The sequence below is a fragment of the Flavivirga rizhaonensis genome (genome assembly GCF_004791695.1).
Classification (GTDB): domain Bacteria; phylum Bacteroidota; class Bacteroidia; order Flavobacteriales; family Flavobacteriaceae; genus Flavivirga; species Flavivirga rizhaonensis.
On sequence record NZ_SRSO01000019.1, the window covers coordinates 87,683 to 105,146 of the forward strand.

Genomic DNA, 17,464 nt, shown 5'->3' on the forward strand with positions numbered 1-17,464 from the left:
GAGATAACTTTTAAAAAAGATATATTTCTAATTAAAGTATTAATAATAAATTATTTAGGTTTAATATTCGAATTATCAATAATATTTTATGTTAAGCTAATATAAATATAAATTTTTTGCAATGTTAAGTTTATGTAATCCGTTTTATTAGGTTTAAATAAGTGGAAAATTTAATTTTATGAAAAACCAAACTGAATTTTACGTTAATGTGTCAGAAATATTTAAGTCTTCTATTACTATTTTTTGGATTGGGTAATACGTGTTTTATTAATTCTCAAAATGAAAATCAACCCAATGTCTTACTTATTGTGCTAGACGATTTAAAGGATTATACTGGTTTCTTAGGAGGTCATCCACAAGTTAAAACGCCTCATATGGATGCCTTGACAAAAGAAGGCACCGTCTTTACGAACGCTCACACTAACGCACCGATATGCGCCCCTTCAAGAGCAAGTTTTCTGATCGGAATTTTAAAAAACGACAATGGTAAACCGTTAAGCGGTCATAACTTAAAGCCATTCTTGGAAAATCCTGATAACCCTAAATCGAAGGAATCTGATGTAGCTTTAACTGTTGTTAGAGGAAACTTTAAAAGTAACGAAGTTATGGAACAAAGTTATTCGGTGAGGTCTGAGACATATAGATATATCCGCTATGTAAATGGTAAGGAGGAACTTTATGATAATGAAAAGGATCCTTATGAATGGGACAATTTAGCTTCAGACAAAAAACACAGCAAAATAAAAAAGAATTTACAGCAACAAATGAATCAGTCACTAAATATTTAAAACTAAACAAAAATGAAACTAATAAAACACTTATTAATTGCCTTATTAAGTATTACCCTGATTGTTTCTTGTAAACAAAATCAAGAAAACGTAGATGATAAAAGTATGGTTTTAAATACTAGAACCAGTAAAGACCTAAATTTAGATAGCAGCAAAGGTGCTATTAATACTGCAAATAGTCCGCATGTTAAGTTAAAAAGTCTGAATATTGGTGATTGTCAATGGACTGATGGATTTTGGGCAGACAAATTCAAAGTAGCAGAAGAAGTCATGGTGCCTTACATGGGCGAGGTTCTTAAAGGCGACACAGGGCACGCTTTAAACAACTTCAAGTTTGCTGCTGGTTTAAAAGAAGGTAAGCATAAAGGCACGAATTGGCATGATGGCGATTTTTACAAATGGATGGAAGCTGCAACCTATGTATATGCCATTAATAAAGATGAAAAAATCACTAATGAACTAGATGGTCTTATTGAAATAATTGGGAAAGCGCAACAGGATAATGGATACTTGCAGACCCAAATTCAGCTAACAAAAGCTGAACCTTTTTCAGAAAGACGATACCACGAAATGTATAACAGTGGACATTTATACATCGCTGCGTGTATTTACTATAGAGTTACGGGAAAAACTAACTTTTTAGATATTGCCATTAAGCATGCAGATAACCTATATGTTGCATTTCAACCACAACCAAAAGAATTAGCACGTTTTGGTTTTAATCAAGTGCAAATTATGGGTTTAGTTGAATTATACAGAACTACCAAAGACAAACGCTATTTAGAATTAGCTGAAATTTTCATCAATATGAGGGGAAAGTCTAAAGTGAAACCAGACCCAACAGTTAGATTCAACCAAATTGGAGATATGACGCAGGAAAGAACGCCTTTAAGAGAATCTGATGAAGCTGTGGGGCATGCAGTACTAGCGCTTTATTATTATGCAGGTGCTGCCGATGTATATGCTGAAACTGGAGAAAAAGCTTTGATTGATGCTCTGGATAAAATATGGGGAAATATTGTAGATAAAAAAATGTTCGTCACAGGTGCTTGTGGACAAAAACATCATGGCGGCTCTTCTAACCGCGATTTTGTACATGAAGCTTTTACTATCGATTATGAAATGCATAATGCACACGCTTATAATGAAACTTGTGCCAACTTGTGTAATGCTATGTTTAACTACAGAATGTTAGGTGTAAAGGGTGAATCTAAGCATGCAGACATTATGGAACTGGTACTATATAACAGTGCTTTATCAGGTATAAGTTTAGAAGGAAATACGTACTTCTATACAAATCCTTTAAGAAGAACAAAAGGTCATAAAATGGGAGTTACAGATTATCCAGGCAGGGTGTCATATATCCCATGTTTTTGTTGCCCACCAAATTTAGTTAGAACCATTGTTAAATCCTCAGCTTGGGCATATAGCTTATCAGAAAACGGTGTGGCTGTTAACTTATATGGCGGGAATAAACTAGATACCAAATTAATAGATGGGTCTACCATAAGGCTAAAACAGGAAACAAATTACCCTTGGGAAGGTAATATCAAAATCACTATTGATGCATGTAAAAAAGATACTTTTGATATACTTTTAAGAATTCCTGATTGGGCAGACAGTTCTAAAATAATGGTCAATGGAAAAACGGCTAACACAAAAGCAAAACCTGGAAACTTTGCAATAATCAACCGTAAATGGCAAAAAGGTGATGTTATATCACTAAACCTTCCGATGGACATTAAATTATTAGAAGGAAACCCTTTAATTGAAGAAGTAAGAAATCAAGCAACTATAAAAAGAGGACCAGTGGTGTATTGTGTAGAGTCGCCAGATTTACCAAAAGACACAGATATTTTAGATGTGTATTTACCAATAAAATCAGAATTAACAGCTACTTACAAACCTGATTTATTAGGAGGTGTAACAGCAATTTCAGGAAACGTAAAATTACGTAAAGACGATAAAAAAGGTATGTACAGAGAGCTTTCTGATTTAAAATGGAAAAATCATAAAGCTCAGTTTGTGCCTTACTTTGCATGGTCAAACCGAGGGGAATCAGAGATGAGTGTTTGGCTCCCTTTAATACTAGAATAATTTATTTTACTATGAAAATCATTTTTTATCCACTAATTTTACTATTCTGCTTTGGTTGTCAACAAGAGAAACAGCCTGCTAAAAAGCCTAATATTCTTTTTATAGGCATTGACGATTTAAGACCAGAATTAGGCTGCTACGGATCTGACATTGCGATTAGTCCTAATTTAGACAAATTAGCAACTCAAGGATTATTATTTGAAAATGCGTATTGCCAACAAGCCATTTGCGGACCTTCAAGAGCGAGTTTATTAACTGGGATTCGTCCAGAGACTAGCGGCGTTTTTCATAACTATATCAAATTTAGAGAAGTAAATCCAGAAGTGGTTACGCTGCCTCAGCATTTTATGAATAATGGCTATGAAACGGTTTATGCTGGTAAAATATTCCATCATGGCGATTTAGATGATGAAAAGTCATGGAGCAGATTACCTGCCATAGATAGTATGGCTTCAAAAGGCATCAAAAAACCTGTTGGGTTTGCTTTTAAAAAAAACATTAAAGAACGTGCAGCGACTAAAAAAGAAATGGTTGAGAAATATGGTAACGTAGCAAAATACGGTCTAGCCATGGGGCAAGCTTATGAAAATGCAGATGTGCCCGACAATACCTATAGAGATGGTTACCATACCGAACTGGCCATCGCTACTATGAAAGAAATGCTTGCTAAAGGAGATAAACCTTTCTTCTTGGGGTTAGGGTTTAATAAGCCACACCTTAATTGGGTAGCTCCTAAAAAATACTGGGATTTGTACGATAGAGAAAAAATAAAACTATCAACGCAAACCGAAAGTCCGGAAAATGGAGCAACTATGGGGTTACATCCATCTTTTGAATTACGAGTTCGAAGCGGTATTCCTAAAAAAGGACAAATTGATGAAGAATTAGCTACCATTTTAAAGCACGCTTATTCAGCATGTGTGAGTTATGTAGATGCACAAATAGGAAAAATGATTGCTGCACTTGAAAAAGCTGGAGTTAGAGATAATACAATTATAATAGTTTGGAGTGACCATGGGTGGCATTTAGGTGATATGGGCATTTGGGGTAAAGCAACCAACTATGAAATAGCGACGCGCGTACCAATGATGATTTGGACACCTGATATGCCAAAAGGAAGTCAAGGCAAAACTACCGATGCCTTAGTAGAACTAATAGATATGTATCCTACTCTAACTGATTTAGCAGGGTTAAAAACCCCAAAACATATTGAAGGGACTAGCTTTAAAAGATTAATAGAAAACCCGCAAACCGAATGGAAAGCTGCAGCTTTTAGTCAATTTCCTTCTCCAGCATTGCGGGAATGGGGCGCTTTCCCAATTAGACAAGCAATGCGCGAAACCTACTTTGGACCGCTCCTTGAAGAAGTTGAAGAACGTATAATCGAACAACAAGGTGAAAAATGGGATAGAAATTTATTTGAAAATAATTTAATGGGGTATGCGATGAGAACAGAGGGCTATCGTTTTATAGTTTGGAAAGATAGAACCAATCCTGAAAAAGAGCCTATTTTTAAAGAATTATATGACCACAAAACAGACCCTTTAGAAACAATAAATATTGCTAAAGAGAACCCTGAGCTTGTCTCAAAACTTATGGTACAATTTGAAAAAGGCTGGAAAGGTAGTATACCAAAACATATAATGCACAACTAAGCGAATTCCGAACCATGAAAAGAAGAGAGTTTTTTAAAAAAGGTACAACGGCTGCTATAGCTGCTGGTTCTGTACCAATGATTTTTACATCTTGCGCAAGTACTAATAATATTGTTTATGACAAGCCAAAGGATAAATGGTACCACTTAGGAACTGGAAAAACAGGCACACCAAATAGAAAACCCGTAAAAAATTATGATGTTGCAGTTATTGGTGGTGGTGCCGCAGGAATCTGTGCTGCAGTTGCTGCAGCCAGAAATGGCTCCAAAATAGTAATAATACAAGACAGACCCGTTTTAGGCGGTAATGCCTCCAGTGAAATTCGGGTACATTTAAATGGTGTAAATAACATAAAAGGAAAAGCTGAAAGAGAGACAGGAATTATAGAAGAAATTTTATTACATAATCGTTTTGAAAATGAACAAGAATCCTTTCCTGTTTTTGACCATGTGATGTATGATTTTGTGGTTCGTGAACCCAACCTAACTTTAATGTTGAATACTCAAGCAGTAGAAGCGGTCATGGAAGGCAATAAAATAAAATCAGCTCTGTGCTGGCAAGCAACAACTGAAAAAATGTTTACCATAAATGCACCCATTTTTATTGATTGTTCTGGAGATGGTTTATTAGCTGCCACAGCAGGAGCAGAATACAGAACAGGAAGAGAAGGAAAAGCTGAATTTAATGAGACTTTTGCTCCAGATGAGCCTGATGGTTGGCAAATGGGAGCTACCCTTTTAATGTCTTCAAAAGATATGGGAAAGCCTATGACATATTCACCGCCTTCTTATGCTATAAAATACACCCATGAAGGTGCTAGTAAACGACGAAAGTTTGCTGGATTTCAAGATGGTATTTGGTGGATAGAGGTTGGTAGTGATGATGATATTATTGCTGATGCTGAAGAAAACAGACATAAACTCATGGGATATCTCCATGGCGTTTGGGATTACATTAAAAATTCAGGAAAATTTCCTGAAGCTAAGAATTTAGCATTAGATTGGGTAGGCTCAATTCCAGGACGCAGAGAATCACGCCGTTTTATTGGGGATTATATTGTTTCTGAAAGAGATATGACAGAGCATAAACATTTTGAAGATGCCGTAGCATTTGGTGGGTGGTCTCTAGATGAGCATAACCCAGGTGGTATTGAAAACATTTCGGAACCCCCAAGCTATTTCCATTATCACTTTAAGGAAGTATACCAATTTCCTTTCAGAAGTTTGTACTCAAAAAATGTATCTAACCTAATGTTTGCAGGCAGAAACGTAAGTCAAACACATATTGCTTTATCGTCTTCAAGAATTATGGCCACTTGTGCGCTACAAGGTCAAGCTGTTGGAACAGCAGCAGCCATTTGCAATAAAAGAAACATGCTTCCAAGAGAAGTGGGACAAAAACACATTAAAGAATTACAAGAGCAATTACTAAGAGACGATGTTTTTATCCCAAAAAGACCTGCAAACGATCCTCTTGATTTAGCCAGAAAATCCAGTTTGATTTTTGCGTCTACCTCATCATCAGGAGACGCAAAAAACTTACTCAATGGCATGTCTAGAGATATTGATGGCAAAATCAATCACTGGCAATCGGATGGACTATCAGCAAATGTACAAATAGAATGGGAGGCACCCGTATCATTATCTAAAGTAGAACTCAAGTGTGATAGTAATGTAAAACGTAACATCATGATGCGTAAGGATAGTAGAAATGATGAACTATTTAATAACGGTGTACCTGAAGAAATGTTAAAAGCATTAAGTATTCAAGGTCGTGTAAATGGCTCATGGGTAGATTTAGGCAAGATTGAACAAAACAGAACCCGATTAATTAAATTCAATTTTAATCCTTTGAAAGTAACAGCAGTCAAAGTTAATATGACCGAAACCTATGGTGCTGAGAATGCTAAACTATTTGAAATTCGTTGCTATACTTAATATATGATAAATTTCATTAAAACATACTTATGGTTACTCATTCCGTTTTTATGGATGAGTCCTAATAAAACTGATCAAAACGCTTTTAAAACAATTAAACATAACGTTGTTGTAAATCACCCAGGCGAAGAAAAACCAGTAAACACAATACTTAGTGAAATTCAAAATGCTAACGGACTTCCTATTGAATATACCATGGATGTGTATTCCGTAATTTGTCTTGAAGAAGTGTGCAAGGTGATTCCTGTAAAACTTTTTTGGGATAATACGGGAAAATATCAGAAGTATGAATTAGCTAAAGGGGAAACACTTGAGAAATATGAAGCTGATCTATTCGAACCCGAAGACTATATAAAACTTCAAAATATATTAGCTGATAATGATTCACCTTTTAAGGAAGTCTACATTGATGAAATTTTAACAGTTCCAGATGAACACGGTAATGAAGATGTAGATGCGATTTCAGGTGCAACAGCATTAGAACTTGACGAAAAAGATACCGTACCAGGTGCGGCCTTAACCTGCTATACGTTATGGCATTGGGCTAACGGAGATGTGGTTTCTCAAATAAAATCGCAAACAGGAAAATCGGTAACAGAAACACAACTAAAAAACTTCATACTAGATAGTGATAATACCTATTTTCATATTGCCATTAACGAATTAGAGGTCCGTAAGTTATATAGCAAACCGTTTATTGACGTTATTATCAGAAAACTTCTAGAAGATGCTTCGTTGTTAAGGCCAGCATATAAATATTTAAACCATACATCCAATGAAGATTATTTAAATGCGTCAAAAACCTTATTCTTTCAGGGTCAAAAAGAACAAAAATTAGTAGTATTACAATCATTGAGACAAACCCAACAAAATATACCGCAACTATATTTGGACAACTTGAGTTCTGAAGTTACAAATTTAAACTCCTATCAAGAAGTTTCACTTTTATTGGAGTTAATGCAAGATAAGAATCCTAACTCTCCTAAAGTGATTGAAAATACATTCCTCCTTTTAGACGTCAAGTTTTTAGTAGCAAGGCGTGCTTTTTGGTTTCTTAAAAATCAAAAACTAAATGATTCGCAACAAAAACAACTCAATTCATTTCAGGAAAAGCATAAAAACAAGCTATAACAACTCAAAACTAAACTTGAAAAAACACATTAAACTAAATGAAACATCTTATTCACTTGACCGATCGTTCATGTGACCAGTGGACGAAAATGGGGAGTACTGAAAGCCCTGTTCCCATAAGAGAAAAGAATTTAACCACTGAAGTGGCCATTATTGGAGGTGGTATGGCGGGTATTTGTGCTGCTGTTGCTGCTGCAAGAAACGGTGCCAAAGTTATTTTAGTTCAAGACCGTGCAGTTTTAGGAGGAAATGCATCTAGCGAAATTAGAGTCATTGTTCATGGTGTTACCAAACTTAAAAGCGGGTTGCCAGAACGAGAAACCGGAATTATGGAAGAAATTCTTTTATTAAATCGATTTTGTAACGAACAACATTCATTTACCGTTTGGGATCATGTACTCTATGATTTTGTTACTAGAGAACCTAATATTACGCTAATGCTGAATACACAATGTATTCGCTCCATAACAAATAATTCTAAAATTGAATCTGTTCTATGTTGGCAATTGGCTACTGAAACATTCATTAGTATTGATGCCAAACAATATATTGACTGCTCTGGTGATGGTCTTATGGCTGCTACCGCCTGAGCTATATATAGGACAGGTAGGGAAGGAAAGACAGAATTTAATGAAAAATATGCCCCAGATAAACCAGATGGCTGGCAAATGGGTGCCACTATCCTCTTATCATCAAAAGATATGGGGAAACCTATGTCTTATAAAGCACCTCCTTTTGCTATAAAATTTGATCTGATTTATTTTAATACCATCAGCTTTTATGTCAGGAGCAGTTACCACTTATATATTAGTAGCTCCAGAAGGATTTAGTTTAGATTATAAATTATCCTATTCGGTAGGTATTATTGTATCTATTGCGCATTCGGTTTGGTTTTACCTTTGGAAACCAAGACATTAAAGTAATGTTTTGTGTTGATTCTGGTTTTTATTACGATGAATTTAAGATTGTAATATCTAAAAAAGGAGAAGACTAGGCTTAGAAAAACTCATGTATTTTTTTATTAAAATGATAGTATTAAGATTATTAAATGATCTCTCCTATAGTGATGTAGTTAAACATAAAAACAATCTCAATTGAATTAATTATCTCATTGGTTTAAATCGCTGTGGTTTTTGCTTAAAAAAAACAATCCATTTAATGTTGATTTTATTCTTTATTTTTGGCATTATAGATTGTAAATCACTTGCATTAATACGATTTAAACAGGGTAAAATAATACCAGAACATGGTAAATTTAATTGTTTTGAAAGCGTTATTATTGGCTTATTTTGAATTTCAGATTAGTATTTAAATAAGAATTTGATAATACATGGAATTTAAAGAGTTAGATTGATAAACTATATTAAAGTTTAATTATTTAATTATATCTAGCTTCTTATAAAATAGGCAATATGAAAATAAAATCAATTGAGACATTCGTATTAAAAGACAAATTGTCTAAGAGTTTTTTCTTCTCCCAATGGGAATATTCCGAAAGGTGTATTTGTATAGTAAAAGTAACTGCTGAAGATGGTACTTATGGTTGGGGAGAAGGATATGGACCAGCATCAGTATTAGAGGCTGGGATTAAGCTTTTAGAACCTTTCGTAGTAGGAGAAAATGTACTTGAAAACGAAGTTGTTTGGAATACAATGTATCGTAAAACACTTGATTTTGCTAGAAGGGGAATACTAGTGGCTTCAATGAGTGCAATTGACATAGCGGTATGGGACTTAAAAGGTAAGCTTTTAAATTTACCTATATCTACTTTACTCGGAGGAGCACATCGTTCAAAAGTTCGTCCTTATGCAACTGGACTCTACTTTACAGATCATAAAAATCCAACTAAAACTTTTGAGAAAGAGGCAAAACTTTATATTTCTCAAGGTTTTAAAGCGATGAAAATGAAAGTAGGTTTGGGCATAAAAGAGGACGTGAAAAACGTTAAACTTATGCGTGAAATTATTGGTCCGGAAATTCAATTAATGGTAGATTCTAACCATGCCTATACATTGAGAGAGGCAACTGAACTTGCAAGAAAGATAGAGCAGTATGATATTGCTTGGTTTGAAGAGCCATTATCGCCAGAGTTTTATGACCAATATAGTGAGTTGAGGCAAAAAACAACTATTCCAATTTCTGGTGGTGAATGTGAATATTTACGATTTGGATTTCAACAATTAATAGCAAGCAACTCCGTAGATATCATTCAGCCAGATATTTGTGCTAGTGGAGGGCTTACTGAGGCAAAACGTATTGGTGCTTTGGCAAGCGCAAATGGTGTAGATCTAATACCTCATACTTGGGGAACAGCTATCGGATTACACGTTGCACTTCACTTTATCTCCAATATAGAATCTGTTCCTGGAAGAATGTACCAACCAGATTTTTTAATGGAATATGACCAAACTGAAAATGGATTGAGAGACAAACTATGTTTTCCATCTATCGAAATGAAAGATGGAATGATAGAAGTTCCTAAAAGACCAGGATTAGGAATTGATATTGATGAAGATGTTTTGAATAAATATGCTTCCATTCCAACAGGTAATACAGAAGAAGCAATTCAGAAAATTTATAAAGTGAAATAGGCGTGTTTCTTCGGTAAAAATGAAAATTTAGTAAATCACTTTAACCTCATTCGAGAAAGAGAATTGAAAATGAAAACAGAAAATTACGGGTATAAAAAACTTTACATCGATGGTGAATTAATCGATGCACATGATGGGCAAAAGAATGATGTTATTTGTCCTGCTACTGGAGAATCTATAGCTCAGGTAGCAAGAGCAGGAAAAGCAGATGCAGAATTGGCTCTTAAAGCTGCTCAGAAAGGATTTAAGTATTGGTCCAAATTATCTCTGGTAGAGCGCACTAAATGGATGCTTAAATTGCGTACTGCAATTTTAGATAAAGAGCACGAGTTGCGTACGGCAATGGTTCATGAAATGGGTAAAACCTATGCTGGTTCCCAAGAAGATATAGACAGGCTTACAGAAGCCTTAGAGTGGTATCCTAACGCCATGCAAAATTTAAGGGAAGAACAAATCCCAGATTATGAAAACACACATACTCATAAGATGATATCACAACCAGCGGGAGTGGTTGTTGCTTATTTAGCGTGGAATTTTCCATTACTTAATGTTGGATATAAATTGGGGCCAGCACTTGCAGCTGGGTGTTCAATAATCATTAAGCCTTCTGGATATTCTCCTCTATCAACTTATATGGTTGGAGAAATTTTAAACAATATTAAATTTCCGGCAGGTGTTATAAACATACTTGCAGGTCCAAGTAGCGAAGTAGCTACTACTTTAACAACCAGTACAATTCCAGCTGTGTTAACTATGATTGGCTCAACGACAACAGGACAAAAAGTTATTGCCGATAGTACAACTTCCATTAAAAAACTTGGAATGGAATTAGGAGGTAACGCGCCATTTATCGTTTTTGAAGATGCTGATTTTGATAAAGCTATCGATCTTGCTATTGCTTTAAAGTTCGGGAATACAGGTCAAATTTGTGTAGCTGCAAACAGGATTTTTGTTCATAAAAGTATTTATAACAAATTCTTAGAAGCTTATGTTCAGAAAACTTCAGAATTAAAAATTGGCTTTGGTATTAAGGAGAATGAAGATGTGTTTATGGGACCTGTTGTTAGTAAGAAGGACCGAGACCGCATGTTTGATTTAATAGATGATGCTGTTAGTAAGGGTGGTAAATTAGAATATGGAGGAAAGATTCCTGAAGGGTTGCCAGAAAGTGGTTATTGGATGGAGCCAACAGTAGTATCAGGAATTACTACAGATATGAAGCTTTTTAGACAAGAAACTTTTGGACCAGTTGCAGGTATTATGTCTTTTGATACAGATGACGAAGTTCTTGAATTGGCAAATGATACAGAGTTTGGACTTGCATCATATATTTTTACAAATAATCATCAAAGAATTGCAAGATTTACTGAGGAATTAGAGTTTGGAGAAATACAAATAAATGGTGTTAAGTATGCTATTTATCTACCTCATGGCGGATTCAAAAATAGTGGCATTGGCCATGATTGTTCGCATTTAGCCCTAGAGGATTACTTAGTAAAGAAACGAGTTTCAACAGCTTTGAATTAAGTAGTAGAGACCGAAATTTTTGACCCCAAACTAAAAGGCAAAAAGAAAACAATGAAAAAAGAGGAAGCCATATTGAAGTTTATTAAAGCCATATTAATATTTAGCATGGCCTCTTTATTGTTTTATGCTTGTTCCAATAGTGATAATGACACCATTGAAGAAGAACCTCAAGTAGAGGAACCAAAAGTTGATGCTAACTTACCATTATCTGATCAGTCAAACGAAGGTAATTGGATTTTGAATAAGGAAATGAGTGATGAGTTTGAAGCAGGGACTTTAGATGAAAATAAATGGTTAATTCAAGGGCGTAATGGGGAGTACCAATCAAATTTTGTAGGCAGACCACCTTCTCAATTTTCTACAGATAATGTGAGATTGGAAGATGGTAAATTAAAAATACAAACAAGGTGGGAGCCAGATTACAATTTTTCGCCTAAAACAAACCCTAATACTGGAGAGAAGTTTGAAAACATTACTACAGCAGCAGTTATAAGTAAAAGTGTTTTCAAGTTTGGCTACATGGAAATTAAATCAAAATCTGCTGATGCAGAAATAACGAGTTCTTTTTGGACAACAAATGCAAAGTCAGTTGATAGAAATGAAAAATCAGAACTTGATATGTTCGAAACGTTTGGCGGGCATAAAACAAATGCGTTATGGCGAAAAAGACTTAAGTTTAATATTATAAGTTGGGCACCAGATAATTCGTATTATCTACCTGGAGGTAATGGGCCTGTTCACTCTAGAAATATCCAGGCTGCTCATGAAACAGCAAGTGATTTTCATGTGTATGGTTTTGAATGGGCACCAGAATTTATAAAGGTTTATATTGATGGAGAATTACATCCTGACGGTACAATTACAAAAGCAGCACTTACTGGAAATGGTTCCGATGCTGATAGATGGGTTACAGATGTTCCCTATCACATTTGGTTTGACTCTGAAACATTCCCTTGGTTAGGTTTGCCAGAAGAAGCAGATTTACCAGCAGATTATGAAATTGAATATGTAAGAGTATGGCAAAAATAACTATACATTATTGTGATTTACAAAAGAAAAATGACAGCAAAATTTAAAAGAACAGTTTTATTTACAACAATAGTGACTAATGTGCTTGTATTTTGTGCAAGCTGTAACTCTGCAAAAACATCTAAAGAGTCGCTTGCTACCACCACATTTTTACCATATACAGACCCAGAAAATAAAGGAGACTGGGAATTGAATCCTCATGTAAGTGATGAATTTAATGCTAAAGAAATTGATGAAAAAAAATGGTATATTGTTGGAAAGTTTGAAGGTGGTAAACCGTTTTATAAACACCCAGATAAGCCAAATAAAAAGGTTTGGAAGGGGCGCGCACCATCTCAATTTTCAGGTAAAAATTATCGTTTAGAAGGCGGTAAACTAATTCTTGAAACACGCTGGGAACCCGATTTTCCATTTAGTCCTGAAATCAGAAAGCCTGTTTTTGGTGAAGCTTTGCCTTATGAAAACATTACTACAGCATGTTTTATTGGGCGCAATGAATTTAAATATGGCTACATAGAAATAAAAAGTAAAGCAGCAGACGGACCCATATCCAGTGCCTTTTGGGCAATGGGTGAACGATTGGAGGTTGACTTCTTTGAATTGTTTGGAGGTACAGGTAATCCTAATAAAAAGCATTTAGATAGTCAATTATGGTGGTCCATTAGAGATTGGAACAAACCTGTTAGAGGAAAACCAACTTATACTGAAAAAAAAGACCTTGGTTTTAGGGTCGCTGATGATTTCCATATCTATGGTATTGAATGGAATGAAAATGGGATGAAATATTATGTAGACGGTAAATTATTTTCAGAAGTAACAGCAGAAGAGGTTACGGCTTGGGCTAAGAAAAATAGAACAAAAATAACCTTGCCAGAAAATTATAATGGCTATGTAGCAGATAGACCTATTAGTCTTTGGTTAGATCAGGAAGCTTTTCCTTGGCATGATGTGCCAAAAAGTAAAGAGGAATTAGAAGCTAAAAGTCCAGAACACCTGAAGAATGATGGTGTTTTAGATTATGAGATAGAATATATTAGGGTTTGGCAAAAGCGATAAAAGATTTCCAACCAATAATATAGGTGTTAATATAAATTAATGTATAATAATTGAAAATTATGAAAAAAATCGTTTTAATATTGTTAGTAGTAGTTTCTTTTTCTACAACAACTTATGGACAAAGTAAATGGCATGAAAAACAAAACAATTATTTTGTTGAGCAAGCAGGTAAAGAATTTGGTCTGAAAAACGACCAAAAAAAAGAACTAAAAGAGAAAAGAATGGAAATGATAATGAGCTTTGTGAATTCTAACAAAGCTTTAAAAAATGGCGAGTTGACAAAAGAACAGCAAAAAGAAAAAAGACGTGAAGCTAGCAAAAAGTTCAATTCTTATTTTTCTCAGTTAGTAGGAAAGCCATATGCAGAAGTGGAGCCTTTTCTAAAGAGGATGCGAGATGAGATAAAGAACCTAAAGTAACTCTGGTAAATAATAAGTTTAAGTATTTATGGGTTTGAAAACATGTTTTCAAATCCTTTAACTAATTTAATTAATTTCTACAATGTCTGTGTTTTTTAAATTATCTTCTATATTCGTCATTTCCATTATGCTATTAAGTTGTAATAATGCAAAGAATAATGATCACTTCGCTAAAAATAGGGTGGTTGAAAAAAATGTTACACTTTCAAAACCAAATATTTTGATGATTCTTTGTGATGATTTAGGATATTCAGATGTTGGTTTTAATGGTTCAAAAGATATTCCAACCCCTAATTTGGATGCCTTAGCAAATAATGGAACTATTTTAACAGATGCTTATGTAGCACACCCCTTTTGTGGACCAAGTCGTGCCAGTTTAATGACAGGAAGATACGCTCACAAAATAGGGGCACAATTCAATTTACCTCCAAACAGTGGTGAAACTATTAAAAAAGGAATAGATACTACCGAGACTTTTATAAGTAAAGTGCTCCAAAATGCTGGCTATTATACAGGTGTAATGGGAAAATGGCATTTAGGAGCAAATCCTGAATATCATCCAAATGCAAGAGGGTTTAATGATTTTTATGGATTCTTAGGGGGTGGTCATGACTACCACCCCGAAGAATTTAAGGCTGCTTATAAGAAACAGAAAGAAAGTGGCAGAAAAATTATTAGGGATTATTTACACCCATTAGAGCATAATGGTAATGAAGTTGATGAAACGGAGTATGTAACCGATGGCTTGTCTAGAGAAGCTGTTCGATTTATAGGAGAAGCAGCTGAGAAAAAAGATAACCCTTTCTTTTTGTATTTGTCTTACAATGCACCTCATACGCCATTAGAAGCAAAAGAGGAAGATTTGAAATTATTTGAACACATTAAAGACAAAAAACGTAAAATATATGCAGCAATGGTTTATGCTGTCGATAGGGGTATAAAGAAAATAGTTGACCAATTAAAAGCAACCAATCAATTTGATAATACACTAATTGTTTTTTTTAGTGATAATGGCGGAAAAATTAAAGCTGGAGCAACTAATTATCCTCTAAAAGAAGGAAAGGGAAGTACTTATGAAGGAGGGTTTCGTGTGCCAATGTTTTTTCATTGGCCAAATGTGATTCCAAGTGGTAAAAAGTACAATTATCCAATATCTGCATTAGATTTCTATCCTACACTTACTAATTTGGCGAAAGCCAAAATTCCTGAGAACAAACAACTAGATGGTAAAGATATTTGGAAAGATTTCATGTCGAATAAAAATCCAAGACCAGGTGAGAATATTTTTGTAATGCGCCACAGAAATGGTTTTACTGATGTCGGGGTAAGAAAAGATGATTGGAAGGCTTTAAAAGTATACCAGCAAAAATGGAAGCTTTTTAATATTAAGAATGATGTTGAAGAGAATAAAAACTTGAGCAACGAACATCCAGAAATTCTTAGGAGCTTAGTTTCTGAAGCAGAAAAATGGAGTAAAACACACATTCAGCCGCAATGGTGGCATGATGAGAAAACGGGTAATGATTGGAAAGCAGACGGAATGCCACATTTTGATAAAACATTTCTTGTAGAATAAGTATAATAGTTTAGTGTTCGTTCTATATAAATTGCAATATGGTCTTACGTTTTAAAATGATGAAATTTAGATTTTTGTCATTTCTATAGAGCGAGGAATGGGTGACGAAAAATCATCTCAGAATAGATGAGATTCCTTCTCATTAGCTAAGCGATGTACCTTCAAATAAAACATATTTTACTTTCTGTAATGTTTGGAATGAACAAAGACCATTCTTATACGTTTTAAAAAAACTAAGAATCACTTATTTGAGCTCGATATAAATTTCAATAGACAAATGGTTTTATATTACTGACAAACAGTGTTTTGTCATGTCGACTAAGCGAAGCATGAGCGCCGAGACATCTCATAAGGATGAGATTCCTCCTCAATAGCTACGCTATATACGTTCAAGTAAAATATATTTTACTCTCCGTAGCGTTCGGAATGACATAGGTTCTCTGCTAAAATATTTAAAGAATTAATTATCAGATTATAACATATCGAACTCACGTTATTTAAATCTAAAAAGGAGGTCAAACTCACGTTAATTTAGGATCAATGATTTCTTCTTGAATTTACGCAATTGTTAAAAAAGTGTATTTTAAGATTAAATGGTGTATATTTGATATATGAAATTGGTGCTAAAAAATACAGATAGTTTTTCTAATTCTCGATTAAATATAATCACAAAAGAAAAGCCTTGCCTTGATTCTTCGTGGCATTACCACCCAGAATTTGAACTATTGTACATTTCTAAAAGTACAGGAATTCGTTTTGTAGGAGATAGTGTTGCGCATTTTACACCTGGAGATTTAGTCCTGGTTGGTCCAAATTTACCTCATTTATGGCGAAATGATGTTTCTTATTACGCTGAAGATAGCGAAAGAAGTGTAAAGACTGTGGTTATTAAATTCTACAAAAACTTCATAGGAGAAAATACTTTTGACGCTCCTGAATTTGCCGAGATTAATAGAATGTTATCTGATGCCAAATATGGAATAAGTTTTGGAAGTAATATTTCTAATAAACTGAGAGAAGATATAATGTCTATAACTAACATTAAACATACAGAGCAGTTTATAAAGCTTTTAGGTATTCTTTACGAGCTTTCCATAACTAATGAAAAGCAATTGCTATCCTCTTCAGATATGAGGCAATATACAGCTAAAGGTGCTCGCAGAATTGATAGGGTGCTGCGATATATATCAGATAATTATTCAAAGTCTATTGCTCTTGAAGATGTTTCGGATATTGCATGTATGACACCAAATTCATTTTGTAGATTTTTCAAGAAAAAAACTAACAAATCCTTTACGGGTTTTTTAAATGAAGTACGAATAAGGAATGCCTCTCGTTTATTAGTTCAAGAAAGCTTACCAGTTAACGACGTTTGTTTTTTAGTAGGTTACAACTCTATCACAAACTTCAACAAACAATTTAAGAGAATAATGGGGAGTACTCCCAAACAGTACAGAGAGGCTGTTTAACCGAAAAGGGTTTCTCGAGGCTCTGCTTCGGGGTTTCCGTTAAAGCTGTCATTCCCGTAAAAACGCACTACTGTCCGGAATAATATATTTATATTGTTTTATTTGTATTATTTTTACTGATCTTTTTAAGATCAGTAAAACCAAAAGACTTAATTTTCATGTATTCTCAAACATATTTCGGAGAGCTAT

The 17,464-nt window shown here is 34.5% G+C and carries 14 protein-coding genes; all 14 read left to right on the forward strand.

Annotated features, from left to right (window positions below; translation table 11 throughout):
* Window positions 1-206 precede the first annotated feature (206 nt).
* The 14 genes from EM932_RS13665 (at window position 207) to EM932_RS13725 (ending at window position 17,275) form a co-directional block, all read left to right on the forward strand.
* The gene (locus tag EM932_RS13665) at window positions 207-788 is read left to right on the forward strand and encodes a sulfatase-like hydrolase/transferase (RefSeq protein ID WP_211344292.1); all 582 of its coding nucleotides are present in this window, start codon (window positions 207-209) and stop codon (window positions 786-788) included.
* Between the two features lie 12 nt (window positions 789-800).
* On the forward strand, window positions 801-2,885 hold the full coding sequence (locus EM932_RS13670) for a glycoside hydrolase family 127 protein (protein ID WP_246041070.1): 2,085 nt from the start codon (window positions 801-803) through the stop codon (window positions 2,883-2,885).
* 11 nt (window positions 2,886-2,896) lie between these two features.
* Window positions 2,897-4,540 carry a sulfatase gene (locus EM932_RS13675; RefSeq protein WP_135877750.1) on the forward strand — a complete coding sequence of 548 codons (1,644 nt, stop codon included), beginning with the start codon at window positions 2,897-2,899 and terminating at the stop codon, window positions 4,538-4,540.
* A gap of 14 nt (window positions 4,541-4,554) precedes the next feature.
* Window positions 4,555-6,477, forward strand: a complete 1,923-nt coding sequence (locus tag EM932_RS13680; protein ID WP_135877751.1) for an FAD-dependent oxidoreductase — start codon at window positions 4,555-4,557, stop codon at window positions 6,475-6,477.
* Between the two features lie 3 nt (window positions 6,478-6,480).
* Window positions 6,481-7,608, forward strand: a complete 1,128-nt coding sequence (locus EM932_RS13685) for a hypothetical protein (RefSeq protein ID WP_135877752.1) — start codon at window positions 6,481-6,483, stop codon at window positions 7,606-7,608.
* Window positions 7,609-7,646: 38 nt separating this feature from the next.
* Window positions 7,647-8,198 (forward strand): FAD-dependent oxidoreductase, encoded by a 552-nt coding sequence (locus EM932_RS13690; protein WP_246041071.1) that lies wholly within the window; start codon window positions 7,647-7,649, stop codon window positions 8,196-8,198.
* A 190-nt stretch (window positions 8,199-8,388) separates the two neighbouring features.
* Window positions 8,389-8,526 (forward strand): hypothetical protein, encoded by a 138-nt coding sequence (locus tag EM932_RS20910; protein ID WP_170179799.1) that lies wholly within the window; start codon window positions 8,389-8,391, stop codon window positions 8,524-8,526.
* A 494-nt stretch (window positions 8,527-9,020) separates the two neighbouring features.
* Window positions 9,021-10,199 carry a mandelate racemase/muconate lactonizing enzyme family protein gene (locus tag EM932_RS13695; protein ID WP_135877753.1) on the forward strand — a complete coding sequence of 393 codons (1,179 nt, stop codon included), beginning with the start codon at window positions 9,021-9,023 and terminating at the stop codon, window positions 10,197-10,199.
* Between the two features lie 69 nt (window positions 10,200-10,268).
* The gene (locus EM932_RS13700; protein ID WP_135877754.1) at window positions 10,269-11,726 is read left to right on the forward strand and encodes an NAD-dependent succinate-semialdehyde dehydrogenase; all 1,458 of its coding nucleotides are present in this window, start codon (window positions 10,269-10,271) and stop codon (window positions 11,724-11,726) included.
* A 51-nt stretch (window positions 11,727-11,777) separates the two neighbouring features.
* On the forward strand, window positions 11,778-12,755 hold the full coding sequence (locus EM932_RS13705) for a family 16 glycosylhydrolase (RefSeq protein ID WP_135877755.1): 978 nt from the start codon (window positions 11,778-11,780) through the stop codon (window positions 12,753-12,755).
* 30 nt (window positions 12,756-12,785) lie between these two features.
* The gene (locus tag EM932_RS13710) at window positions 12,786-13,811 is read left to right on the forward strand and encodes a family 16 glycosylhydrolase (protein ID WP_135877756.1); all 1,026 of its coding nucleotides are present in this window, start codon (window positions 12,786-12,788) and stop codon (window positions 13,809-13,811) included.
* Window positions 13,812-13,870: 59 nt separating this feature from the next.
* Entirely contained in the window at window positions 13,871-14,230 is a 360-nt protein-coding gene (locus tag EM932_RS13715) for a hypothetical protein (RefSeq protein WP_135877757.1), read from the forward strand.
* Between the two features lie 82 nt (window positions 14,231-14,312).
* Window positions 14,313-15,806: a sulfatase-like hydrolase/transferase gene (locus EM932_RS13720; RefSeq protein ID WP_135877758.1), complete on the forward strand. Its 1,494-nt coding sequence runs from the start codon at window positions 14,313-14,315 to the stop codon at window positions 15,804-15,806.
* Window positions 15,807-16,417: 611 nt separating this feature from the next.
* Complete coding sequence (locus EM932_RS13725) at window positions 16,418-17,275, forward strand: AraC family transcriptional regulator (protein ID WP_135877759.1); 858 nt, start codon at window positions 16,418-16,420, stop codon at window positions 17,273-17,275.
* Window positions 17,276-17,464: the final 189 nt, after the last annotated feature.

Bases quoted from the DNA above. Each gene is read 5' to 3' on its own strand.
- EM932_RS13665 (WP_211344292.1), top strand. From the start codon at position 207: ATGTGTCAGAAATATTTAAGTCTTCTATTACTATTTTTTGGATTGGGT.
- EM932_RS13670 (WP_246041070.1), top strand. From the start codon at position 801: ATGAAACTAATAAAACACTTATTAATTGCCTTATTAAGTATTACCCTG.
- EM932_RS13675 (WP_135877750.1), top strand. From the start codon at position 2,897: ATGAAAATCATTTTTTATCCACTAATTTTACTATTCTGCTTTGGTTGT.
- EM932_RS13680 (WP_135877751.1), top strand. From the start codon at position 4,555: ATGAAAAGAAGAGAGTTTTTTAAAAAAGGTACAACGGCTGCTATAGCT.
- EM932_RS13685 (WP_135877752.1), top strand. From the start codon at position 6,481: ATGATAAATTTCATTAAAACATACTTATGGTTACTCATTCCGTTTTTA.
- EM932_RS13690 (WP_246041071.1), top strand. From the start codon at position 7,647: ATGAAACATCTTATTCACTTGACCGATCGTTCATGTGACCAGTGGACG.
- EM932_RS20910 (WP_170179799.1), top strand. From the start codon at position 8,389: ATGTCAGGAGCAGTTACCACTTATATATTAGTAGCTCCAGAAGGATTT.
- EM932_RS13695 (WP_135877753.1), top strand. From the start codon at position 9,021: ATGAAAATAAAATCAATTGAGACATTCGTATTAAAAGACAAATTGTCT.
- EM932_RS13700 (WP_135877754.1), top strand. From the start codon at position 10,269: ATGAAAACAGAAAATTACGGGTATAAAAAACTTTACATCGATGGTGAA.
- EM932_RS13705 (WP_135877755.1), top strand. From the start codon at position 11,778: ATGAAAAAAGAGGAAGCCATATTGAAGTTTATTAAAGCCATATTAATA.
- EM932_RS13710 (WP_135877756.1), top strand. From the start codon at position 12,786: ATGACAGCAAAATTTAAAAGAACAGTTTTATTTACAACAATAGTGACT.
- EM932_RS13715 (WP_135877757.1), top strand. From the start codon at position 13,871: ATGAAAAAAATCGTTTTAATATTGTTAGTAGTAGTTTCTTTTTCTACA.
- EM932_RS13720 (WP_135877758.1), top strand. From the start codon at position 14,313: ATGTCTGTGTTTTTTAAATTATCTTCTATATTCGTCATTTCCATTATG.
- EM932_RS13725 (WP_135877759.1), top strand. From the start codon at position 16,418: ATGAAATTGGTGCTAAAAAATACAGATAGTTTTTCTAATTCTCGATTA.